This window comes from Actinospongiicola halichondriae (genome assembly GCF_049103745.1).
Lineage (GTDB): Bacteria > Actinomycetota > Acidimicrobiia > Acidimicrobiales > Salinilacustritrichaceae > Salinilacustrithrix > Salinilacustrithrix halichondriae.
Genome location: NZ_CP171622.1, coordinates 3,262,008 through 3,284,072, shown reverse-complemented (window position 1 = coordinate 3,284,072; position 22,065 = coordinate 3,262,008). Strand labels below are relative to the sequence as shown.

Sequence of the window (22,065 nt, the reverse complement as noted above, 5' to 3'; positions counted from 1 at the left end):
GGGGCCGGCACCCGTTTCGCGCCCGTACACTCGCGGGATGTTCTCGCGCATCTCCAACGCCTGGTCGCTCGCCAAGTCGTCGTGGGCGGTCCTGCAGAAGGACCGTGAGCTGGCCTGGTTGCCGGTCATCGGCGGCCTGAGCGCGTTGCTCGTGGGCGCGCTGTTCTTCGGTCCCGTGCTCGCCATGTTGGGCGGCGGGGGAGAGGACAACGCCGTCCCCACCGCGGGCTACATCCTGGGCTTCCTGGGCTACGTCGCCGTTGCCACCGTGTTCACCCTCTCGCGCGCCGCCGTCATCCACGGCGCCAACATGCGCATGGAGGGCGGGGACCCCACCATCAGCGGCTCGCTCCGGGGATCGATGGGCCACTGGCCCGCCGTCGCCGGGTTCGCCGCCATCTCGGTCACCATCGGTCTGATCCTCCAGGCGATCCGCGAGAACGGCGGCATCGTCGGGGCCATCGTCTCCTGGATCGGCGACGTCGCCTGGGGCGTGCTGACCTACCTGGTGCTGCCGGTCATCGTCATCGAGGGCGTGGGCACCGTCGACGGCATCAAGGGCTCGTCGGCGCTCGTGAAGCGCACGTGGGGTGAACAGGTCACCGCCAACGTCGGGTTCGGCCTCCTCAACATCGCCCTGGTGCTCCCCGCCGTCGCCCTGGTCTTCATCGGCGCGTCGCTCGGCACCGTCGTGGCCGTCGCCACCGTCGCGGTGGCCGTCGTCTGGTTCATCGCCGTGTCGGCGGTCGTCGCCACCCTCACCGGCATCTTCCAGACCGCGCTCTACCGCCAGGCCACCGGCCGCAGCATCCCGGCCGAGTTCGACGCCACTCGTCTCCGCGCCTCGTTCAGCTGACCGATCCTTGACGGATTCCTCGGTTCCGCTTACCCTCTGAGCGATCTCACTCGGATGTCCACGCAGGTGGGCCAGATACGAGCGAGGGGAAATCGAGAGCAACCCCCGCGAAACCGGGCTTTTCTGGTTCGCGACGTCGGGTTGCTCTCACTTCCGCGACGCCCTAAGGTGGACGGGTCTTGTGCGCTCCGGGTCCTTGCCATCTTCTGACTGACGGTTTTCCCCCGGTTTTCGGCGCGCTCGCACTCCCGGTCACAGATCTCGACACCATCACTGCCCTCTGAGGAGGCCACCCGTGACGTCCGCTGCGTCCCGCGATCGCTACTCGTTCGCGAATCTCGACGAAATCCTTCCGATCCCGGATCTCATCGCCATCCAGCGTGAGTCCTTCAAGTGGTTCCTGGAGGAGGGTCTCGCGAACACGTTCCGGGACATGAGCCCGATCAAGGACTACAGCGAACAGCTGCAGCTCGAGCTCGAGTTCGACCCCTTCGACGAGGATCTCAAGCCCTATCCGAAGTTCTCCGTCGAGGAGTGCAAGGAAAAGGACATGACCTACGCGGCGCCGATCTTCGTGCGCGCTCGGTTCATGAACGCCGGCACCGGTGAGATCAAAGAGCAGACCGTCTTCATGGGCGACTTCCCGATGATGACGGACCGTGGGACGTTCATCATCAACGGCACCGAGCGTGTCGTCGTCTCCCAGCTCGTCCGCAGCCCGGGCGTCATCTTCCAGCCCGGTGAGCGGTTCCGTCTCCGTAACCTCTCCAAGCACCAGCTGGTCACGGGCACCATCCATCCGTACCGCGGTGAGTGGATCGAGTTCGACGTCGAGCAGAAGCCCGGCAAGCCGGTCACCGCCGGTTGCCGCGTCGCTCGCAAGCGCCGCCTCTCGCTGTTCGTGCTCCTCCGGGCCCTCGGCTACGACGAGGAGAACGCCCCCGGGTTCATGGAGGCCTTCGTCCGCGAGTTCGACTTCCTCGAGGACCAGTGGGAGAAGGAGCGCGAGGTCGCGCCCACCCAGGACGAGGCCCTCGTCGAGATCTACAAGCGCGCTCGCCCCGGCGAGCCGCCGTCGGTCGACTCGGCCCGCAACTACTTCCGCACCGCGTTCTTCGAGAACCGGCGCTACGACCTGAGCCGCGTCGGTCGCTACAAGCTCAACCGCAAGCTCGGCCCGGAACTCGGCAAGCTGGCCGAGAAGTTCCCGATGATCGAGCTCGATCTCCCCGAGATCGACCAGCCCGTGCTGTCGCGTTGCGAGGTCCTCGCCTCGATGACCTACCTGCTCAACCTCGTGCAGGCCGAGCCCGGGTACCGCCTCGACGACCAGGACCACTTCGCCAACCGCCGCATCCGCAGCGTCGGCGAGCTCATCCAGAACCAGGTCCGCATCGGCCTGTCCCGGATGGAGCGGGTCGTGCGCGAGCGCATGACGACGCAGGACGTCGAGGCGATCACGCCCCAGACGCTCATCAACATCCGCCCCGTGGTCGCGGCCATCAAGGAGTTCTTCGGGACTTCGCAGCTGTCGCAGTTCATGGACCAGGTCAACCCGCTGTCGGGCCTGACGCACCGTCGTCGCCTGTCCGCGCTCGGCCCCGGCGGTCTGTCCCGCGAACGTGCCGGCTTCGAAGTGCGAGACGTGCACTTCTCCCACTACGGCCGCATGTGTCCGATCGAGACGCCGGAGGGCCCGAACATCGGCCTGATCGGTGGCCTGGCCACCTTCGCCAAGGTCAACGAGTTCGGCTTCATCCAGTCGCCGTACCGCAAGGTCATCGACGGCAAGGTCACCGACGACATCGTCTACCTCACCGCTGACGAGGAAGAGGACTACGTCGTCGCCCAGGCCAACGCGAAGATGAACCCCGACAGGACGTTCGTCAACGAGAAGGTCCTGGTGCGGAAGTCGCCGCAGGCCGCGACGCTGGGCGAGCTCAAGCTCATGCTCGAGCGTGACGTGTTCTTCGGTGCGACCACCGAGATCGCGACCGTGCCCGGCGAAGAGGTCCAGATGATGGACGTCTCGCCGAAGCAGATCATCTCGGTCGCCACCGCGCTGATCCCCTTCCTCGAGCACGACGACGCCAACCGTGCCCTCATGGGCGCCAACATGCAGCGCCAGGCCGTGCCGTTGGTGCGGGCCGAGGCCCCCTACATCGGCACCGGCATCGAGAAGCGCTGCGCGATCGACGCCGCCGACACGATCATCGCCACCGACGACGGTGAGTGCATCGAGTCCGACGGCGACCACATCACCGTCGAGTACAAGAACGAGGGTCGCAAGGTCTTCAAGCTGCTCAAGTTCGAGCGCTCGAACCAGGACACCTGCATCAACCAGCGTGCCCGCGTGTCGCCCGGCGACAAGTTCAAGAAGGGCGACCTGATCGCCGACGGCCCCTCGACCGACCTCGGTGAGCTGGCGCTGGGCAAGAACCTGCTCGTCGCCTTCATGCCGTGGGAGGGCTACAACTTCGAGGACGCCATCATCCTCTCCGAGCGCCTCGTGCGCGACGACGTGCTCACCTCGATCCACATCCACGAGCACGAGATCGACGCCCGCGACACCAAGCTCGGCCCGGAAGAGATCACCCGGGACATCCCGAACCTGTCCGAGGACATCCTCCGCGACCTCGACGAGCGCGGCATCATCCGCATCGGCGCCGAGGTCGGCCCGGGCGACGTGCTCGTCGGCAAGGTCACGCCCAAGGGCGAGACGGAGCTGACCCCGGAAGAGCGCCTGCTCCGCGCCATCTTCGGCGAGAAGGCCCGTGAGGTGCGCGACACCAGCCTCAAGGTCCCGCACGGCGAAGAGGGCAAGGTCATCGACATCAAGGTCGTGTCCCGCGACGACGGCCACGAGCTGCCGCCGGGCGTCAACCAGATCGTCCGGGTCTACGTCGGCCAGAAGCGCAAGATCAGCGTGGGCGACAAGCTCGCCGGCCGCCACGGCAACAAGGGCGTCATCAGCCGGATCCTCCCGGTCGAGGACATGCCCTTCATGGCCGACGGCACGCAGGTCGACATCATCCTCAACCCGCTCGGCGTCCCGTCCCGCATGAACGTGGGACAGGTCCTCGAGGCCCACCTCGGCTACGCCGCTCGGTGGGGTTGGGAGACCGACGGCAACAACGTCGGCGACCAGCCGTCCTACAACTTCGAGACCACGACCCGGACCAACACCCAGCCGTCGGTCCACGTGGCCACGCCGGTGTTCGACGGTGCGAAGTGGGACGAGGTCGAGGACGCGGGCAAGCACGCCACGATCCAGAAGATCCTCGAGAACATCCACCCGGAGACTCCCGAGGGAACTCGTCTGATCGGCCGCGACGGCAAGCAGACCCTCTACAACGGTCGCACCGGCGAGCCCTACGACAACCCGATCACGACCGGCTACGTGTACATCCTGAAGCTCCACCACCTGGTGGACGACAAGATCCACGCCCGGTCCACCGGCCCGTACTCGATGATCACCCAGCAGCCTCTCGGCGGTAAGGCCCAGTTCGGTGGCCAGCGCTTCGGCGAGATGGAGGTGTGGGCTCTCGAGGCCTACGGCTCCGCCTACTGCCTCCAGGAACTGCTGACCATCAAGTCCGACGACGTGCTGGGTCGCGTCAAGGTCTACGAAGCCATCGTCAAGGGCGAGAACATCCCCGAGCCCGGCATCCCCGAGTCCTTCAAGGTGCTCATCAAGGAGATGCAGGCGCTGTGCCTCAACGTCGAGGTACTGGCCAAGTCGGGTGAGGAGATCGAGATGCGAGAGCTCGACGAAGACCTCTACAGGACGACCGAGGAACTCGGCATCGACCTGTCACGCCCCGAAAAGGGCACCGATGAAGAAGACGAACGCCGCCGGCAGAGGATCTGAACATGCTTGACGTCAACAACTTCGATCAGCTCCGCATCGGGCTGGCCACCGCGGAGTCCATCCGCATGTGGTCCAACGGTGAGGTCAAGAAGCCGGAGACCATCAACTACCGGACGCTCAAGCCCGAGAAGGACGGACTCTTCTGCGAGAAGATCTTCGGTCCGACCAAGGACTTCGAGTGCGCGTGCGGCAAGTACAAGCGTGTCCGTTTCAAGGGCATCATCTGTGAGCGCTGTGGCGTCGAGGTCACCCGTTCGAAGGTCCGGCGCGAGCGCATGGGCCACATCGAGCTGGCCGCCCCGGTCGTCCACATCTGGTACCTGCGCGGTACCCGCTCGTGGCTCGCCTACCTCCTGTCGGGCACCGAAGCCCGCGAGGAGCTGAAGGCCAAGCAGCTCGAGAAGGTCATCTACTTCGCGGCGAACCTGGTCACCTGGGTCGACCACGACAAGCTCCACGAAGACCTCCCCAACATCGAGGCCGAGCTCGCCGGTGAGCGAGAGGCCATCGAGAAGGAGCGCGAGGTCGAGATCGCGGACCGCTACGAGGAGCTCGAGGGCGAGATCAAGGGCCTCGAGAACGACGGCGCTCCCGACAAGGACATCAACGCCCGCCGCAAGGCCGCCGAGAAGGACATCGCGATCATCCGCGAGCAGTTCGACGGCGAGCTGGACCTGCTCCAGCGTTCCTTCGACGAGCTCAAGGAACTGCACTCCCGCAAGATCATCGAAGACGAGATGCTCTGGCGTGAGCTGACCGACCGCTACGGCGACTACTTCGAAGGTGGCATGGGCGCCGACGCACTGCGTCGTCTCATCGACCGCATCGACTTCGACGTCGAAGAGGTCGAGCTCACCACCAACATCAACCCGCCCGAGGGTCAGAAGCCGCTCAGCCAGCAGCGCAAGCAGAAGGCCATCAAGCGGCTCAAGATCGTCGCGGCCTTCAACCGTCGCGACGAGCACGGCAAGCGGGTCAACGACCCGGGCGCCATGATCCTCGAGGTCGTCCCGGTGATCCCGCCCGAGCTGCGACCGATGGTCCAGCTCGACGGTGGCCGCTTCGCGACCTCCGACCTCAACGACCTCTACCGCCGGGTCATCAACCGCAACAACCGCCTGAAGCGTCTGCTCGATCTCGGTGCGCCCGAGATCATCGTGAACAACGAGAAGCGCATGCTCCAGGAGGCCGTCGACGCGCTGTTCGACAACGGTCGTCGTGGCCGCCCGGTCACGGGCCCCGGCAACCGCGCCCTCAAGTCGCTGTCCGACATGTTGAAGGGCAAGCAGGGCCGGTTCCGTCAGAACCTGCTCGGCAAGCGCGTCGACTACTCGGGCCGTTCGGTCATCGTGGTCGGCCCGACGCTGCGTCTCCACCAGTGCGGCCTCCCCAAGCTGATGGCGCTCGAGCTGTTCAAGCCCTTCGTCATGAAGGCGCTCGTCGACCGTGAGCTGGCGCAGAACATCAAGTCGGCCAAGCGCATGGTCGAGCGCCGTCGTGCCCAGGTGTGGGATGTCCTCGAAGAGGTCATCAAGGAGCACCCGGTCATGCTCAACCGTGCCCCGACGCTCCACCGCCTGGGCATCCAGGCCTTCGAGCCGGTGCTGGTCGAGGGCAAGGCCATCCAGATCCACCCGCTGGTCTGCACCGCGTTCAACGCCGACTTCGACGGCGATCAGATGGCCGTGCACCTGCCGCTGTCGGCCGAGGCTCAGGCCGAGGCCCGCGTGCTGATGCTCAGCGCCAACAACATCCTGTCGCCGGCCAACGGGCGTCCGCTCGTCACGCCGACCCAGGACATGGTGATCGGCGCCTTCTACCTGACCTCGCTCATGGACGGCGAGAAGGGCGAAGGCCAGGTCTTCGGTGACATCGACACGATCAACCGGGCCTACGAGTCCGACGAGATCACGTTGCACACCAAGATCCAGTACCGCGTGGGACGCGACGACGAGGGCAAGGCCGAGTGGATCACCACGACGCCCGGCCGCGTCATGTTCAACGAGACGCTCCCCGAGCGCTACGAGTTCCTCAACGAGCGTGTCTCGAAGAAGGAGCTCTCGGCGATCGTCGACGAGCTGGCCAAGAACTACTCCAAGGCCGAGGTGGCCGAGGCGCTCGACAACATCAAGGACCTCTGCTTCAAGTTCGCGATGCGCTCGGGCGTCACCATCTCCATCGACGACGTCAAGACGCCGCCGGAGAAGCGCGACATCCTCGACCAGTACGAGGCCGAGGCCGACAAGGTCGAGACCCAGTTCCGTCGGGGCATCATCACCGACGGTGAGCGCCGCCAGAAGGAGGTCGAGATCTGGACGAACGCCACCGAAGAGGTACGCGCCAAGATGGAGATCGGCCTCAAGGCGGAGCGGTTCAACCCGATCGACATGATGGTCGGCTCGGGCGCTCGAGGAAACATGATGCAGGTCCGCCAGATCGCGGGCATGCGTGGCCTCGTGGCCAACCCTCGTGGCGACATGATCCCCCGCCCGATCAAGTCGAACTTCCGCGAGGGACTCGACATGCTCGAGTACTACATCGCCACGCCGGGCGCCCGGAAGGGTCTGGTCGACACCGCCCTCCGTACCGCCGACTCGGGGTACCTGACGCGCCGTCTCGTCGACGTCGCCCAGGAACTGATCGTCAACGACGACGACCCGTTCGACCGTGCAGAGCGCACCGGGACCCCGATCCGCTCCATCTGGATCGAGAACATCAAGCCCGACCTGCCCAACCGCCGCTTCTACATGGAGACCAAGATCCTCGGTCGCGTGTTGGCGGAGGACGTCACCTTGGCCAGCGGCACCATCGAGCGCGGGACCATGGTCACGCAGGAGATGATGCAGGAGATGATCGCCGACGAGAACGTCGACCGGGCGCGGGTCCTCTCGCCCCTGACCGACGACTCGGAGCAGGGAATCTCCGGCCTGGCCTACGGCATGTCGTTGGCCACCGGTATCGCCATCGAACGCGGCGAGGCCGTGGGCGTCATCGCTGCCCAGTCGATCGGTGAGCCGGGTACCCAGCTCACCATGCGTACCTTCCACACCGGTGGCGTCACCGGCAGCGGCGGCGACATCGCCGGCGGTCTGCCCCGCGTCGTCGAGTTGTTCGAGGCTCGCTCCCCGAAGGGCAAGGCGACCATGTCGACCGTGTCCGGCGTGGTGCGGATCCTCGAGGACGAAGGCCGTGGCAAGACGGTCCTGGTGGTCACCGACGACGGCGAGGAAGCCAGCTTCCCGATCCCCGTCGGTGCTCGCATCGAGGTGGCCGAAGGTGCGGAGATCCGTGCCGGCGACGCCATCGTCGAAGGTCCCCGCGATCCGAAGGAACTCCTCGAGATCAAGGGTCTGCGTCACACGCAGACCTACCTGGTCGACGAGATCCAGAAGGTCTACCGGGATCAGGGTGTGTCGATCCACGACAAGCACATCGAACTGATCGTGCGACAGATGACCCGCCGGGTCCACATCAACGAGTCGGGCGACTCGCCGTTCCTCCCCGGTGAGCGCATCGACCGCCGTCGCTACACCGAGGTCAACAAGCAGCTGATCCTCGAGGGCAAGACGCCGGCCGAGGCTCGTGACGAGATCATGGGCATCACCAAGGCCTCGCTCTCGACCGACTCGTGGCTCTCGGCCGCCTCCTTCCAGGAGACGACCCGGGTCCTCACCGAAGCGGCGATCGAGTCCAAGTCCGACGGTCTCGTCGGCCTCAAGGAGAACATCATCATCGGCAAGCTCATCCCGGCCGGTACCGGGCACGGTGACTACCGCGAGGTCGACACCGAGGCGCCCGAGTACAAGCAGATGGAGGGCTGGTCGTCCGACCAGGACGACGACGACCCGGCAGCGATGCTCGCCGGTGCGTTCGACTCCCAGTCGGGTGCCGAGGTCATCGACATCAAGTCGGGCGAAGCCGCAGGCTGACCCGCACGGAAGACCCCCTCGATCGTCGGCCCCTGGTCGCACGGTCGAGGGGGTCTTGTCGTTTTCGGGGGTGCGTTGAGTAGTCCCGCGTGGTCGATGAGTAGCGACGAGATCGCCGTGGCGCCTTACCGTCGCTTCATGAAGCGATTCCACACGATCCTGGCTGTGCTGCTGTCTTCCGCGTTCCTGTTCGGGTTCGCGGCCTGCGGCGGCGATGATGATGCAGACACCGGAGCGGCCGCAACGGAGGACGACGCGGCGGTCGACGACGACAGCGGGGCGGAGCCGGTCGGCGGAGACGATGACGGCGGGGCCAGCGGCCCGGTCGGCGCATCGGTGACGATCGACGGGACGACCTACACGGCATCCGAAGAGTTGGTCTGCGTGACCCTCGGCGGCGGGCTCAGCGCGCAGTTCATCGACCGGGACACGGGGATCGACATCGACGTCGACCTGCCCCCGGAGGACTGGGAGACCGACACGGACGAGGACTGGGACCCGCCGTCGGTACGGGTCGACGTGGTCGACGAATCGCAGTTCGAGTCCGGACGCACCGACGTGATCGTCGGCATGCCCGAGACCTCGGTTGCCTCGTACTCGATCGACGGCAATCACGCCACGGGTGAGGGTGACTTCGTCGACGTGTTCTCGCTCCCGGCCGAGGCAGTGACCGTGACCGGCTCATTCGACGTCACGTGCGCCGACAAGTAGCCGACGAGCAACGAGACAGGAGCAGGAGATGACCAAGACCTGGTGGATTGCGGCACTGGTGTCGGCCGGACTCATGGTCGGCGCATGCGGTGGCGACGACGACGCGGCAAGCGATGACGTGCCGGCGGCGGAACCCGACGACGGCGCCGACGCCCCCGACCTCGATCTCGGCTCGGACGGCGTGACCATCGAGCAGGGTGACAACTCGGTGACGGTGAGCGGGTTGGGAATCCCCGACGGGTTCCCGGACTCGGTCTGGCTCCCCGAGGACTACGAGGTGCTCAGCGCCCAGGAGCAGGACGACGGCGGCAGCGTGGCGTGGATCCTGTTGGGATCGGTGGCGGGACCACCAGACGATGTCGCGTCCGACCTGATCGACCACTACGGCGAGCCTGACTCGCGCGAGGACCCGAGTGACTCGACCATCCTCGAGTGGACGGGCCGCGACGGTCACGACCTCTCGTTCACACTCCAGGCGAACGCCGACGGCGACACCGTCCTCACCGTGTCGGTCCAGGTCTCCTGAGACACGAGCGATCAGCGATGAGCGTCGTCGTCCTCGCCGGGCGGGCGAGCGAAGACATCACGCAGCTCGCCCCGTCCCGAGACGTCGAGCTTCGCGTACGCGCGGTGGAGGTGGTTCCCCACGGTGCGGCGCGCCAGGTAGAGCTCGTCGGCGATCTCCTGGTCGGAGCGGTCCTCGGCGGCCAGGAGGGCGATCTCGATCTCCCGGGCCGAGAGTGCGTCGGCGACGTCGGGCACGCTCCACGGAGGCACCACGACACCGGCTCGCAGCGCCGTGGCATCGGCCCGGGCCAGCGAGCGGCGGGCACGGGCCTCGTCGTCGTCGAGTCCTGCGGCGACGACCAGTGCCGACGCAGCCACACCATGGGCGCCGATCGCCTTGAGTCGACCGGCCGCTTCGATCACGTCCTCGACGTCGCCGTTGGCGACGGCGCCCGCGTAGTCGGCGATCGACCGCACGAACGGCGAGGTCGACGATCCGCCGACCTCGTGGAGGATCGCGGCGACCTCGGCACCGGGGCGATACGCCAGCGCCTCGACCAGCGCGGTCGCACCCATGGCGATGTGCGACGACTCCAACGCGATGACGCCGGCTTCGTTGGCGATCCGCGCGGCTTCGTCGGGATCGTTTGCGCATGCCAACACGGCGTGGGCCCGGCCGAGGACGGCCCGACTCCGGATGTCGACGGCCTCCTCGTCGACCTCCGCCAGGATCGAGGAGGCCAACTCGGCCTCGTCGGACGTGGCGGCGAGCAGCGCCGCGAAGCCGGAGCCGTAGGGGAGCGAGTTGTACGGGTCGAAGGCACGGAGTTGCTCGACCGACTGGAGCGCGTAGTCGAACGCCCTGGCGTCGCCGGCGATCATCAGCGCCTCGCTGGCCACCGCAGCGGCGAGGCCACGGTGTGCGCCGTTGGTTCGGAGCGCGTCGACCGACCGGTCGGCCAGGTCCACGGCTTCGACGAGTCGCCCTCGCAGGACGGCGGACGCGACCGACATCGCTGCGGTCAGGTCGGACCCCGCCGGATGATCGGCTCGGACGACCTTCACCGCTTCGCGCGCTCGCGAGAGCGATGCCTCGAGGTCGGTGACGTCGGCCAGGATCACCTGGGCGTACCCGAGGTTGATCGCTGCGGTCCAGATCGTCATCAGGTCGAGGTCCGGCCGACGCAGCACCTCCCGGCAGGTGGTGACGACCTCGTCGAACTCGCCGAGCAGCGTGGCGTGGAACGCGGCCTCGCACAGGAGCTCGACCGAGTTCCGGGGCTCGGCCACGGCCCCGGCAGCCCGTCGCAACGACGCGATCGCGGCCTTGGGATCGGTGAGCTGGAACGCGTGGACGCCGGCCTGGGCCATGGCGACCTTGCGGATCGCGGCGTCGTCGTCGGCGAGCGTTGCCGCCCGGTCGTGCCAGTGGACGGCGGTCTCGCCGTCGCCTCGGACGCGGGCGACTTCCGCCAGGACGAATGCCGCACGCCAGTGGTCGTTCGCCGCCATGGTCGCGTAGCGCTCGGCCGCCTCGAGGTCGAGCGAGAGGAGTGATTCCCATGCCGCGCCGGTCGCGGCCGCCGGCAGCACTGCGTCACCGGTCTCGACGTACCAGGCGACCGCACGGACCGCTGCTCCAGGGGGGAACGCCTCGACCTCGCCCGTTGCCCGGCACAGCGCTTGGAGCACGCCCATGCGCTCGGCGACGGTCATCGACTGGCGGAGTGCCTCGCCGACCATCGGATGGCTGGTCTCGACGACGACCGGGCCACCGTCGTTGGTGACCGAGACCAGGTTGCGCCGCTCGAGGGTGGCCAGATCCTCGACCGGCGACCCGAGGAGCGCGAGCGGCACCGGCTCGGCGACCGCGACCTTGTCGAGCAGCGCTCGCTCGTCCGGGTCGAGGCGTTGTGCTCGGGCCCGGATGAGTTCGGTGACGCGTGTCCCGGCGGCGAGTTGGCCGCGCAGCACCCACTGGTCGCCGTCGAGGACGAGGCGGCCGGTGTCGACGGCATCGACGAGGAGTTCGCGGAGCACCAGTGCGTTCCCCCTCGTCGCGTCGACGACCGGATCGAGCGCATCCTCGGACAGTCGGTCGCCGAGTTGGTCGTGGGCGATGGATGCGACGGCTTCCCGGTCGAGTGGCTCGACCTCGATGCGGTGGACCGCTCCGCTGTCGATCAGATGTCGGAGGGCCTCGGGGAACTCCTCGCCGGTCCGGACGGTGAGGACGACGGGGTTGTCCTGGACCCGGATGGTCTCGCTGACCACGAGCAGGCTGGCGTCGTCGAGGAGGTGCGCGTCGTCGACGCAGAGGATCACCGGCTCGTCGCCGTCTCCGTCGCCGGCGAGCATCGTCTCGAGCAGGTGGACGACCAGCAGTGCCTGGGTCGGCGGCGGGTCTTCGGGCAACCACGCGGCGACGGCACCGAAGGGGATCGAGCGTCCGGCGTAGGACCCGGCGATCGACACGACCGTGCCGTCCGCACGTCGTCGGCGCTCGACCTCGTGGAGGATGGCCGATTTCCCGACACCGGCCTCACCCGCGAGCGCCACGCCACCGTGACGAGCGATCCCGCGCTCGACCGCGGTGAGTTCACGCGTTCGTCCGGCCAGGTCGCCCACCATCGTCGCGAACGTACCGCGTGGGACGGCGTGCCCCGACCGGCTGCTCAGGGGACCCAGCGAGCCGTGCGCTTCTCGCGGAAGGCGGCCATGCCCTCGGCTGCCTCGTCGGACGCGAAGAGTTCGGCCGACAGTCGCTCGGTGGCGACGAAGGCGTCGGTGCGGTCCATGGCGGGTACCTCGTTGACCAGGCGTTTCGCGGCGGTCAAGGCGCTCGGCCCGCCGGCGAGCAGGTTGCCGACGACGCCGTCGACGGCGTCGTCGAGATCGTCGGCAGCAACCACTCGGTTGAGCAGGCCGACCTCGACGGCTCGGGCCGCGGCGATCCGCTCGCCCGACAGGAACAGCTCCATCGCATCGGCCCGCCGCATCTTGGGCAGGCAGACGACCGAGATCATCGCCGGAGCGACGCCGATGCGCACTTCGGTGAACCCCACCTTGGCGTCCTCGGTGATCACCGAGATGTCGCAGGCGGCGGCGAGGCCGACGCCGCCGCCCATGCAGTGACCGGCGATGCGACCGACGACGGGCTTGGGCGATCCGAGGAGCAGCTCGAAGATGTCGACGAGCGAGTACCGCGGCGGGGCGTCGTCGGCGCCCGACAGGTCGGCGCCCGCACAGAAGACGTGGCTGGTGTTGGTCAGCACGATGACGCGGACTGCGGTGTCGGCGACGGCAGCGGTGAGATGGTCGCCGAGGGAGTCGACGAGGGCCGTGGACAACGCGTTGCGGTTGTCCGGTCGGTCGAGCGTGATGGTCGCGACGCCGTCGGTGGCGGTGAGCGTGGTGGCGGTCATGGAACTCCTCACATCGGACAGGCCCGGCCCCGTGGCAGAGTCTGCGGCCGGCAGACGACCCAGGGGCGATCATGACATCGAAACAGCATCCGGCGTTCGTCGACCGGGCCGATCCGGAGATCGTCCCGGTCCTCGACTTCGTGCCCGGCACCGATCTCGGCATCGGGATCCCCGAGGCGCGTGCTCGGTCGATCGAGGCCCTCGACGGTCTCCGGTCGATCCTGCCCGTCGTGCCCGGTGTGACCTCACGCGACGTGATGATCGCGGGCGAGGGGACCGATCCCGAGGTGATGGTGCGGGTGTACGAGCCCGTCGGCGGTCACGACGGCTCGGCACTCCTCTACATCCACGGCGGCGGCATGGTCGTGATGCGGGTGACCGACACCGACTTCCACTGCGAGCAGATCGTCGCCGACGTCGGATGCATGGTCGTCTCGGTCGAGTACCGCCTGGCGCCCGAACATCCGCACCCTGCGCCGATGCGCGACTGCTACGCGGCGCTGCGTTGGATCCACGGCGAGGCCTCGTCGCTCGGTCTCGACCCCAGCCGGATCGGGGTGGGCGGCTCGAGCGCCGGGGGTGGACTGTCGGCCGGGCTGGCGATCGAGGCACGCGACCGCGCCGAGTTCCCGCTGTGCTTCCAGTGGTTGCTGTACCCCATGCTCGACGATCGCAACGAGACGCCTTCGAGCCACGAGATCACCGAACCGCGGGTCTGGAACCGCTCCAACAACGTGATCGCATGGGACGCCTATCTCGGCGACATCGACCGGAGCGCCGTTCCGATCACCGCCGCCCCGGCGCGCGCCGGCGTGGACGACCTGCGTGACCTGCCTCCGGCGTACATCGACGTGGGTGAGGTCGACGCCTTCCGTGACGAGGACATCGCCTATGCGGCGGCGCTCCTCCAGGCCGGCGTCCCGACCGAACTGCACGTCACGCCCGGGGCGTTCCACGCGTCCGAGGTGTACAACCCGGCCGCCGGCTCCTCCACCCGGATCGCCGCCTACCGGGTCGACGCCCTCCGCCGGGGCCTGGCCGCCGCCACCACCACCACCATCTGACGAACTCGACGTCGTCAGCGTCGGGGGCCGACGGCTGCGACGTCGAGTTCGCGTGGGTCATCCCGCCTGGCCACCGGGTCCGGAGAAGGGGTGTGCAGAACCGACTGACCACCCGACTGACCACCCCGCTCGTCGTGGCGTCCGTCGCCTTCGTCGCCGCCGGCGGCTACGTCCACCTGACCGAGTGGCTCGACGTCTACCGCGACGTCCCCTCGAGCGTGCCCGGTGCCGAGGTGGTCACGATCGGGTTCCCGGTCCACGTGGCGATGTCGGTCGTCGCCGTGGTCGCCCTCGCCGCCACGGCGTGGCGGGCGCAGCGGTTGCTCTGGGTCGTCGTCGCAGCCACGGCGATGTTCCAGGCGGGCGCACTCGCGGTGTTGATCCTGAGCCGTACCGGGACGGTCCTCGGCTGGACCGAGCCGACGTGGAATGATGCAGCGAACACCTCGCGCGCCGTCGAGATCGGTGCGCTCGTCTGCCTCGCGACGCTCGGCGCACTGCTCGTCCTCACGCGACAGCGGACCGAAGAGACCGTCGCGGGCTGACCTCGGGTTGTGTCGCCAGGAACGTGACCCGTAGCATGTCCCGTCGGCCATGCGCGCCCTTTCTGCGTGCCCGTGGCCATCGAAGTTCGCATTCGCCAAACTCGTTCCAGACACCAGGTTTAGAGGACACACGTGCCCACGATTCAACAGCTGGTCCGCAAGGGTCGGCAGTCCAAGACGGCCAAGGCCAAGACGCCCGCACTGAAGGGCGCACCGCAGCGCCGCGGCGTGTGCACTCGTGTCTTCACCGTCACGCCCAAGAAGCCCAACTCGGCGCTCCGCAAGGTCGCCCGTGTCCGGCTCACCTCGGGCATCGAGGTCACGGCGTACATCCCCGGCGAGGGCCACAACCTCCAGGAGCACTCCATCGTGCTCGTGCGTGGTGGCCGTGTGAAGGACGTTCCGGGCGTCCGCTACAAGATCATCCGTGGTTCGCTCGACACCTCGGGCGTCCGTGACCGCAAGCAGGCCCGTAGTCGCTACGGCGCCAAGAAGGACGCGTAATGCCTCGTAAGGGACCCGCGCCGCGGCGCGAAGTCAAGCCCGACGCCGTCTACCAGTCGACGCTCGTCACCCAGATCACCAACAAGATCCTCCAGTCGGGCAAGCGCTCGACCGCCGAGAAGATCATCAACGACGCCATGGCGACCGTCGAGTCCAAGACCGGTGCCGAGCCGCTGTCGACGCTCAAGCGAGCGATCGAGAACGTCAAGCCCCAGCTCGAGGTCAAGAGCCGTCGCGTCGGTGGCGCCACCTACCAGGTGCCCATCGAGGTCCGCCCCCGCCGCGCCAACACGCTGGCGATCCGCTGGATCGTGACCTACTCCCGTGCCCGTCGTGAGCGCACGATGGCCGACCGCCTCGCCAACGAGATCCTCGACGCCTCCAACGGCCTCGGTGCCTCGGTGAAGCGTCGCGAAGACATGCACAAGATGGCCGACTCCAACAAGGCCTTCGCTCACTACCGCTGGTAGCGCCCGCCCGTAACCACCCCAGCGGGCCGTCCCTTCGACCAGGAGCCCGGCCCCGACCGACCGGGTCCTCCACGAGGATGGCCCGGTCGTTTCCATCTGAGAGACATCTTCATGGCTGAAAAGCGCAGCAACTCGATCGACAAGTTCCGCAACATCGGGATCATGGCCCACATCGACGCGGGCAAGACCACGACCACCGAGCGGATCCTCTACTACACCGGTCGCAACTACAAGATCGGCGAAGTCCACGAGGGCGGCGCCACCATGGACTGGATGGAGCAGGAGCAGGAGCGGGGGATCACCATCACCTCCGCCGCCACGACCTGCATGTGGGACGGCCACACCATCAACATCATCGACACCCCGGGCCACGTCGACTTCACCGTCGAGGTCGAGCGTTCGCTCCGCGTGCTCGACGGCGCGGTCGCCGTGTTCGACGGTGTCGCCGGCGTCGAGCCCCAGACCGAGACCGTGTGGGGCCAGGCCAACAAGTACGGCGTCCCCCGCATGTGCTTCGTCAACAAGATGGACCGCCTCGGCGCCAACTTCTACGACGCACTCGACTCGATCAAGGACCGCCTCGGCGCCAACACCGCCGTGCTGCAGCTCCCCATCGGTTACGAGGGTGACTTCGCTGGTGTCGTCGACCTCATCACGATGAAGGCGCTCGTCTGGCCGAACGAGGAACTCGGCGCCAAGTGGAACGTCGAGGAGATCCCCGCCGATCTCCAGGAGAAGGCCGTCGAGTGGCGTGCCGAGCTCGTCGAGACCGTCGCGACCGCCGACGACGCCCTCATGGACAAGTTCCTCAACGAGGAAGAGATCTCCGAGGAAGAACTCCACGCCGGCATCCGCCGGGCGACCATCGCCAACGAGATCGTGCCCGTGCTCCTCGGCACGGCGTTCAAGAACAAGGGCGTCCAGCCCCTGCTCGACGCCGTCGTCAAGTACCTCCCGAGCCCGGCCGACCTCCCGCCGGTCAACGGCATGAACATCAAGGAAGACGAGAAGCTCACCCGTGAGCTCACCGACGAAGAGCCCTTCGCCGCCCTCGCCTTCAAGATCATGACCGACCCCCACGTCGGCAAGCTCACCTTCCTTCGCGTCTACTCCGGCTCGCTCGGCAAGGGCGACACCGTGCTCAACGTGCGGTCCGGTTCGAAGGAGCGCCTCGGTCGCCTGCTGCAGATGCACGCCAACACCCGTGAGGACCGCGAGCAGATCTACTCCGGCGAGATCGTCGCCGGCATCGGCATGAAGAACACCAAGACCGGTGACACGATCTGCGATCCGAACCACCCCATCGTGCTCGAGTCGCTCGAGTTCCCGGAGCCGGTCATCACCGTTGCCGTGGAGCCCAAGACCAAGGCCGACCAGGAGAAGATGGGCAAGGCCCTCCAGTCGCTGGCCGAGGAAGACCCCACCTTCCAGGTGAAGTCCGACGAGGAGACCGGCCAGACCGTCATCTCCGGCATGGGCGAGCTGCACCTCGAGGTCCTCGTCGACCGCATGCTCCGTGAGTTCCGCGTCGACGCCACCGTGGGCAAGCCCCAGGTCGCCTACCGCGAGACCATCACCACGACGATCGAGAAGTACAAGTACACCCACAAGAAGCAGACGGGTGGCTCGGGTCAGTTCGCCGAGGTCCAGATCACGCTCGAGCCCACCGGCCCCGGTGGCGGCTACGAGTTCGTCGATCAGATCACCGGTGGACGCATCCCGAAGGAGTACATCCCTTCGGTCGACGCCGGCATCCAGGCCAGCCTCTCGTCCGGCGTGCTCGCCGGCTTCCCCACCGTCGACGTCCGGGCCATCCTCACCGACGGCAAGTTCCACGACGTGGACTCCTCCGAGATGGCGTTCAAGATCGCCGGCACGATGGCGTACAAGGAGGCGGCTCGCAAGGCGAAGCCCGTCATCCTCGAGCCGATCATGAAGGTCGAAGTCGTCACCCCCGAGGACTACATGGGCGACGTCATCGGCGACCTCAACTCCCGTCGTGGCCAGGTCGGCGGCATGACCCAGCGCGGTCTCGCACAGGTCATCAACGCCCAGGTCCCGCTCTCGGAGATGTTCGGCTACGTCGGCGACCTGCGGTCGAAGACCCAGGGTCGTGCCAACTACACCATGCACTTCGACTCGTACCAGCAGTGCCCTGCCAACGTGCAGGAAGAGATCGTCAAGCGAGTCCGTGGGGAATAGGAAGACTCCGTCTTCCGTCTCCCCACCCCGAAATCGATTCCAATCAGTCTGAGACACCGAGAAAGAAAGAGGCGCCACCATGGCCAAGGAGAAGTTCGACCGGACCAAGCCGCATGTGAACATCGGGACGATGGGTCACATCGATCATGGGAAGACGACGTTGACCGCGGCGATCTCGCGGGTGTTGTCGGAGCGGGTCGAGGGCAACAACGTCACCAACTTCGACATGATCGACAAGGCGCCGGAAGAGCGTGAGCGTGGGATCACGATCAACGTTGCGCACATCGAGTACGAGACCGACAATCGGCATTACGCGCACGTCGACATGCCGGGTCACGCGGATTACATCAAGAACATGATCACGGGCGCTGCCCAGGTCGATGGTGCGATCCTGGTGGTCGCGGCGACCGATGGTCCGATGCCCCAGACGCGTGAGCACGTGCTGTTGGCTCGCCAGGTCGGTGTTCCGGCGATCGTGGTCGCGTTGAACAAGGTCGACATGGTCGATGACGAGGAGCTCCTCGAGTTGGTCGAGATGGAGGTCCGCGAGCTGCTGGCCGACCAGGACTTCGACGGCGACAACGCTCCGGTGATGCCGGTGTCGGCGTTGAAGGCGCTCGAGGGTGACGAGGCTGCTGGCGATCAGGTCATGGCGTTGATGGCTGCGGTGGACGAGTTCGTCCCCGAGCCCGAGCGTGATCTGGACAAGCCGTTCCTGATGCCGATCGAGGACGTGTTCTCGATTCAGGGTCGTGGCACGGTCGTGACCGGCAAGGTCGAGCAGGGCATCGTGCATGTGGGTGACGATCTGGAGATCGTCGGTATTCGTGACACGACGAAGACGACGTGCACGGGTGTGGAGATGTTCCGCAAGTTGCTCGATCAGGGTCAGGCCGGCGACAACATCGGCGCTCTGCTCCGCGGTATCGAGAAGGACGGTGTCGAGCGTGGCCAGGTGCTGTGCAAGCCCGGTTCGATCACGCCGCACACCTCGTTCGAGGCGACGGTGTACGTGCTGACCAAGGACGAGGGTGGCCGTCACAAGCCGTTCTTCTCCAACTACCGCCCGCAGTTCTTCTTCCGGACGACCGACATCACTGGTTCGGTCGAGCTGCCCGAGGGCACCGAGATGTGCATGCCTGGTGACAACACCGACATGACGGTCGAGCTGATCAACCCGATCGCCATGGACGAAGGTCTTCGCTTCGCCATCCGTGAGGGTGGCCGCACCGTCGGCGCCGGCCGGGTCACCAAGATCCTCAAGTAGTGGCGGGCCAGTGCTCCGCACTGGTCCTCAGCCTTTGGACAGAGCGCTGGCGCCGGGTAGGGTTTCCCACTCGGTGCCGGCGCTCTTCCGCGTCACACCCCCATCGCAAGAACATTGACAATCGAGCCCCGTAGAGCCCAGCTCAGAAAGCGTCCAGGTCGTACAGCCATGGCTGACAAGCAGAAGATCCGCATCCGTCTCAAGGCATACGACCACGAGGTCATCGATCAGTCGACGAAGAAGATCGTCGAGACCGTGACCCGCACGCAGGCCGTGGTCCGGGGTCCGATTCCGCTTCCCACCGAGAAGCACCGCTTCACCGTCATCCGCTCGCCGCACAAGGACAAGGACTCCCGCGAGCATTTCGAGATGCGGATCCACAAGCGCCTCATCGACATCCTCGAGCCCTCGCCCAAGACGGTCGACTCGCTGCAGCGCATCGAGCTCCCCGCCGGCGTCGACATCGAGATCAAGATCCAGCAGGCGTAGCCGCCGTTCGTCGGTCGCTGGCGGGACCTCCTCACTTCTGGAGGCGCGCGCTGGGGCTGGCAACTCCCATCCCAATCGTCGAAAAGGCCAGGAGCCGCCGATGAATGTTGCCTTTCGGGTGGCGTTTCGGCGGCTCTTCGCTGCCCGTCTGCTGGGGACGGTGTCGCTGCGATTCGCGTATCCGTTCCTCCCGACGATCGCGGACGGGCTCGGCACCGACCTCGCGACCATCGGCGTCGGCGTCGCGGGTGGTGAGATCGCCGGCCTCCTGGCGCCGCTGATCGGCCGGCGCCTCGACCGCATCGGTCGCCGCCGCGGCATGACCGACGGTCTCGTCGTGTCGGCCGCCGGTTGCGTCGGCGTCGCCCTAGCACCCCACGTCGCCGTGTTCGGCGTCGCCCTGTTCTTCGTCGCCATCGGTCGCTACCTCTTCGACGTCTCCTTCGGAGCGTGGATCGGCGACGAGGTGCCCTTCGAGCGGCGCGGGCGCGCCCTGGGCCTGGGCGAGTTGACCTGGTCGGGAGCGTTCCTCCTGGGCGTCCCCGTCGCAGGGCTCCTGGCATCCGTGACCACCTGGCGGGTGCCCTACGCCCTGTCCGCCGTGATCCTGCTGGCCTCGATCCCCGTCGTGCGGGCGACGCTCGAGACCAAGGTCGCCGGTGCCAAGAACACCAAGCCGGCGGCAGGCCACGCCCGGCCCACCTGGCTCCACGCCGCGGTCTTCGCGTTGTCGCTCGGCGCCGCCTTGTTCTTCGTGACCGAGGGGGCGTTCTTCGAGACCGACCTGGGGATGAGCGATCGGACGATCAGCGCCGTGGTCATCCTCCTCGGCGTGGGCGAGGTCATCGGCTCGCTGCTCTCGGCGTTCCTCGCCGACCGCGTGGGCAAGCGGGTCGCGGTGATGGCGGGCATCGTCGTCCTCGTCCCGGCGGCACTCGGCTTCTCGCTCGCCGGATCGCTCGACGCGGTCGGCATCGCCGCCGCACTCGCGGTCGGCCTCGGGTTCGAGCTCGCCTTCGTGTCGGCACTCCCGCTCGTGGTCGAGGTGGACGAGTCCCATCGCGCCGCCGCCATGGGTCTCGCCGTCGCCGGCCTCACCGGCGCTCGGACCCTGGCGGCGGTGGTCGGCACCCGGCTCTTCGCCGAGCACGGGATCGATGCCGTCGTGTTGGTCAGCGTCCCGGCCCTGGTCGTGGCCTTCGGTGTCGTGCTCCTCCGCGTGCGCGAACCCGCTCAGTGAGCGACGACCACCGCCGACACCCAGCCGTCGACCGCACGCACGTCGGCCACCGACCCACCGAGGCGATCGCGCACCGCGGGCCACTGGTCGGCCAACAACCCCGACACGACGATCGTCCCGCCGGCGACCACGTGTGCGACCAGGTCAGGCACGAGCGGCGCCAGTGACCCGATCGTCATGTTGGCGATCACCACGTCGAAGGTCCCGACGACGTCGGCCAGGGGAGTGGCGGTGGCCGAGACGCTGACGCCGTTGCGCGCCGCGTTGTCGATGGTGGCGGACACCGCCTCGGCGTCGATGTCGATGGCCGTCACCCGCCCGCCGCGCACCGCGGCGGCGATCGAGAGGGCGCCGGTGCCGCTGCCGACGTCGAGGACGGTGGTGCCTGGCCGGACGAGTCCGTCGAGGAGTCGGAGGCACGTCGACGTGGTCGGGTGGGCGGCATCGCCGAAGACGGTCGCCGGTACCCACAGTTCGACGTCGTGGCCCGCCATCTCGACGACGACGAGTCGGCCGGCCAGTTCGACGGCCTCGACCTCGGTGACGTCGACGGGTCCGAGATCCTGGAGCGCCGTCAGGAACCCGGCGACCTCGGATTCCTCGACGCCGGCGCGCAACGTCGTGGCATCGACCTCCCAGAGGCCGGCGGCCCCCGCCTGCCAACAACGGTCGGCGACCAGCTCGACGTCGTGGCCGGCCGTGTCGATGGCGAGCAGCCGCATGGCATCAGTCTGGTCGCCGCCGGTGCCCCGACGCGACGATGCACGACCCCCCAGGAGGTCGTGCATCGATGCGTGCCCGGGATTCCCCCCCCCGAATGCGTCAGGCGGCGTCGAGCGCTGCCAGCTCCGAATATGCGGATTCCCGAGCCTCGACCATCGCCCGCTCGAGCGCCGATGCGTCGAAGTCGTCGTCACGCAGGTCCACCGTCCATTCCGCATGATCTGCGGTCGAGCCGTCCAGGTGCAGGTGTTCCATCGCCATG

General features: G+C 67.4%; 17 protein-coding genes. 13 read left to right on the top strand and 4 right to left on the bottom strand.

Features of this window, described 5'->3' with window-relative positions; all coding sequences use genetic code 11:
• Window positions 1–37: 37 nt before the first annotated feature.
• The 5 genes from AB8619_RS16215 (at window position 38) to AB8619_RS16195 (ending at window position 9,893) form a co-directional block, all read left to right on the top strand.
• On the top strand, window positions 38–856 hold the full coding sequence (locus tag AB8619_RS16215) for a DUF6159 family protein (RefSeq protein WP_436793674.1): 819 nt from the start codon (window positions 38–40) through the stop codon (window positions 854–856).
• Between the two features lie 295 nt (window positions 857–1,151).
• Entirely contained in the window at window positions 1,152–4,727 is a 3,576-nt protein-coding gene (gene rpoB / locus AB8619_RS16210; RefSeq protein WP_436793673.1) for a DNA-directed RNA polymerase subunit beta, read from the top strand.
• Between the two features lie 2 nt (window positions 4,728–4,729).
• Window positions 4,730–8,656 carry a DNA-directed RNA polymerase subunit beta' gene (gene rpoC / locus AB8619_RS16205; RefSeq protein ID WP_436793672.1) on the top strand — a complete coding sequence of 1,309 codons (3,927 nt, stop codon included), beginning with the start codon at window positions 4,730–4,732 and terminating at the stop codon, window positions 8,654–8,656.
• A gap of 138 nt (window positions 8,657–8,794) precedes the next feature.
• Window positions 8,795–9,367: a hypothetical protein gene (locus AB8619_RS16200; protein ID WP_436793671.1), complete on the top strand. Its 573-nt coding sequence runs from the start codon at window positions 8,795–8,797 to the stop codon at window positions 9,365–9,367.
• A 28-nt stretch (window positions 9,368–9,395) separates the two neighbouring features.
• Window positions 9,396–9,893 carry a hypothetical protein gene (locus tag AB8619_RS16195; protein WP_436793670.1) on the top strand — a complete coding sequence of 166 codons (498 nt, stop codon included), beginning with the start codon at window positions 9,396–9,398 and terminating at the stop codon, window positions 9,891–9,893.
• Window positions 9,894–9,904: 11 nt separating this feature from the next.
• Here AB8619_RS16195 and AB8619_RS16190 read toward each other — a convergent pair whose 3' ends face one another.
• On the bottom strand, window positions 9,905–12,505 hold the full coding sequence (locus tag AB8619_RS16190) for a LuxR C-terminal-related transcriptional regulator (protein ID WP_436793669.1): 2,601 nt from the start codon (window positions 12,503–12,505) through the stop codon (window positions 9,905–9,907).
• Window positions 12,506–12,549: 44 nt separating this feature from the next.
• Complete coding sequence (locus AB8619_RS16185; protein WP_436793668.1) at window positions 12,550–13,299, bottom strand: enoyl-CoA hydratase/isomerase family protein; 750 nt, start codon at window positions 13,297–13,299, stop codon at window positions 12,550–12,552.
• Between the two features lie 71 nt (window positions 13,300–13,370).
• Here AB8619_RS16185 and AB8619_RS16180 point away from each other — a divergent pair, with 71 nt between their 5' ends.
• From AB8619_RS16180 to AB8619_RS16145, 8 genes are all read left to right on the top strand, one after another.
• Entirely contained in the window at window positions 13,371–14,363 is a 993-nt protein-coding gene (locus tag AB8619_RS16180; protein ID WP_436793667.1) for an alpha/beta hydrolase, read from the top strand.
• Window positions 14,364–14,455: 92 nt separating this feature from the next.
• Window positions 14,456–14,908: a hypothetical protein gene (locus tag AB8619_RS16175; protein WP_436793666.1), complete on the top strand. Its 453-nt coding sequence runs from the start codon at window positions 14,456–14,458 to the stop codon at window positions 14,906–14,908.
• Window positions 14,909–15,040: 132 nt separating this feature from the next.
• Window positions 15,041–15,412 (top strand): 30S ribosomal protein S12, encoded by a 372-nt coding sequence (gene rpsL / locus AB8619_RS16170; RefSeq protein WP_436793665.1) that lies wholly within the window; start codon window positions 15,041–15,043, stop codon window positions 15,410–15,412.
• Complete coding sequence (gene rpsG, locus AB8619_RS16165; protein ID WP_436793664.1) at window positions 15,412–15,882, top strand: 30S ribosomal protein S7; 471 nt, start codon at window positions 15,412–15,414, stop codon at window positions 15,880–15,882. The genes rpsL and rpsG overlap by 1 nt, the downstream gene beginning before the upstream one ends.
• A gap of 111 nt (window positions 15,883–15,993) precedes the next feature.
• Complete coding sequence (gene fusA / locus AB8619_RS16160) at window positions 15,994–18,084, top strand: elongation factor G (RefSeq protein WP_436793663.1); 2,091 nt, start codon at window positions 15,994–15,996, stop codon at window positions 18,082–18,084.
• 79 nt (window positions 18,085–18,163) lie between these two features.
• Window positions 18,164–19,351: an elongation factor Tu gene (gene tuf / locus AB8619_RS16155; protein ID WP_436793662.1), complete on the top strand. Its 1,188-nt coding sequence runs from the start codon at window positions 18,164–18,166 to the stop codon at window positions 19,349–19,351.
• A gap of 168 nt (window positions 19,352–19,519) precedes the next feature.
• Complete coding sequence (rpsJ, locus tag AB8619_RS16150; RefSeq protein WP_436793661.1) at window positions 19,520–19,840, top strand: 30S ribosomal protein S10; 321 nt, start codon at window positions 19,520–19,522, stop codon at window positions 19,838–19,840.
• 100 nt (window positions 19,841–19,940) lie between these two features.
• Window positions 19,941–21,080: an MFS transporter gene (locus AB8619_RS16145; RefSeq protein WP_436793660.1), complete on the top strand. Its 1,140-nt coding sequence runs from the start codon at window positions 19,941–19,943 to the stop codon at window positions 21,078–21,080.
• Here AB8619_RS16145 and AB8619_RS16140 read toward each other — a convergent pair.
• Both AB8619_RS16140 and AB8619_RS16135 read right to left on the bottom strand, forming a co-directional pair.
• Window positions 21,074–21,802: a 50S ribosomal protein L11 methyltransferase gene (locus tag AB8619_RS16140; protein ID WP_436793659.1), complete on the bottom strand. Its 729-nt coding sequence runs from the start codon at window positions 21,800–21,802 to the stop codon at window positions 21,074–21,076. The two genes, AB8619_RS16145 and AB8619_RS16140, sit on opposite strands and share 7 nt — an antisense overlap.
• 100 nt (window positions 21,803–21,902) lie before the next feature.
• Window positions 21,903–22,064, bottom strand: coding sequence for a hypothetical protein (locus AB8619_RS16135; RefSeq protein ID WP_436793658.1), 162 nt, complete (start codon window positions 22,062–22,064; stop codon window positions 21,903–21,905).
• Window position 22,065 lies beyond the last annotated feature (1 nt).

What these genes read in the sequence shown, in the direction of transcription:
- rpsJ (WP_436793661.1), top strand. Translation starts at nt 19,520, where the DNA reads ATGGCTGACAAGCAGAAGATCCGCATCCGTCTCAAGGCATACGACCAC.
- rpsG (WP_436793664.1), top strand. Translation starts at nt 15,412, where the DNA reads ATGCCTCGTAAGGGACCCGCGCCGCGGCGCGAAGTCAAGCCCGACGCC.
- AB8619_RS16185 (WP_436793668.1), bottom strand. Translation starts at nt 13,299, where the DNA reads ATGACCGCCACCACGCTCACCGCCACCGACGGCGTCGCGACCATCACG.
- AB8619_RS16190 (WP_436793669.1), bottom strand. Translation starts at nt 12,505, where the DNA reads ATGGTGGGCGACCTGGCCGGACGAACGCGTGAACTCACCGCGGTCGAG.
- rpoC (WP_436793672.1), top strand. Translation starts at nt 4,730, where the DNA reads ATGCTTGACGTCAACAACTTCGATCAGCTCCGCATCGGGCTGGCCACC.
- AB8619_RS16215 (WP_436793674.1), top strand. Translation starts at nt 38, where the DNA reads ATGTTCTCGCGCATCTCCAACGCCTGGTCGCTCGCCAAGTCGTCGTGG.
- AB8619_RS16180 (WP_436793667.1), top strand. Translation starts at nt 13,371, where the DNA reads ATGACATCGAAACAGCATCCGGCGTTCGTCGACCGGGCCGATCCGGAG.
- AB8619_RS16145 (WP_436793660.1), top strand. Translation starts at nt 19,941, where the DNA reads ATGAATGTTGCCTTTCGGGTGGCGTTTCGGCGGCTCTTCGCTGCCCGT.
- tuf (WP_436793662.1), top strand. Translation starts at nt 18,164, where the DNA reads ATGGCCAAGGAGAAGTTCGACCGGACCAAGCCGCATGTGAACATCGGG.
- AB8619_RS16135 (WP_436793658.1), bottom strand. Translation starts at nt 22,064, where the DNA reads ATGGCGATGGAACACCTGCACCTGGACGGCTCGACCGCAGATCATGCG.
- AB8619_RS16195 (WP_436793670.1), top strand. Translation starts at nt 9,396, where the DNA reads ATGACCAAGACCTGGTGGATTGCGGCACTGGTGTCGGCCGGACTCATG.
- AB8619_RS16140 (WP_436793659.1), bottom strand. Translation starts at nt 21,802, where the DNA reads ATGCGGCTGCTCGCCATCGACACGGCCGGCCACGACGTCGAGCTGGTC.
- AB8619_RS16200 (WP_436793671.1), top strand. Translation starts at nt 8,795, where the DNA reads ATGAAGCGATTCCACACGATCCTGGCTGTGCTGCTGTCTTCCGCGTTC.
- fusA (WP_436793663.1), top strand. Translation starts at nt 15,994, where the DNA reads ATGGCTGAAAAGCGCAGCAACTCGATCGACAAGTTCCGCAACATCGGG.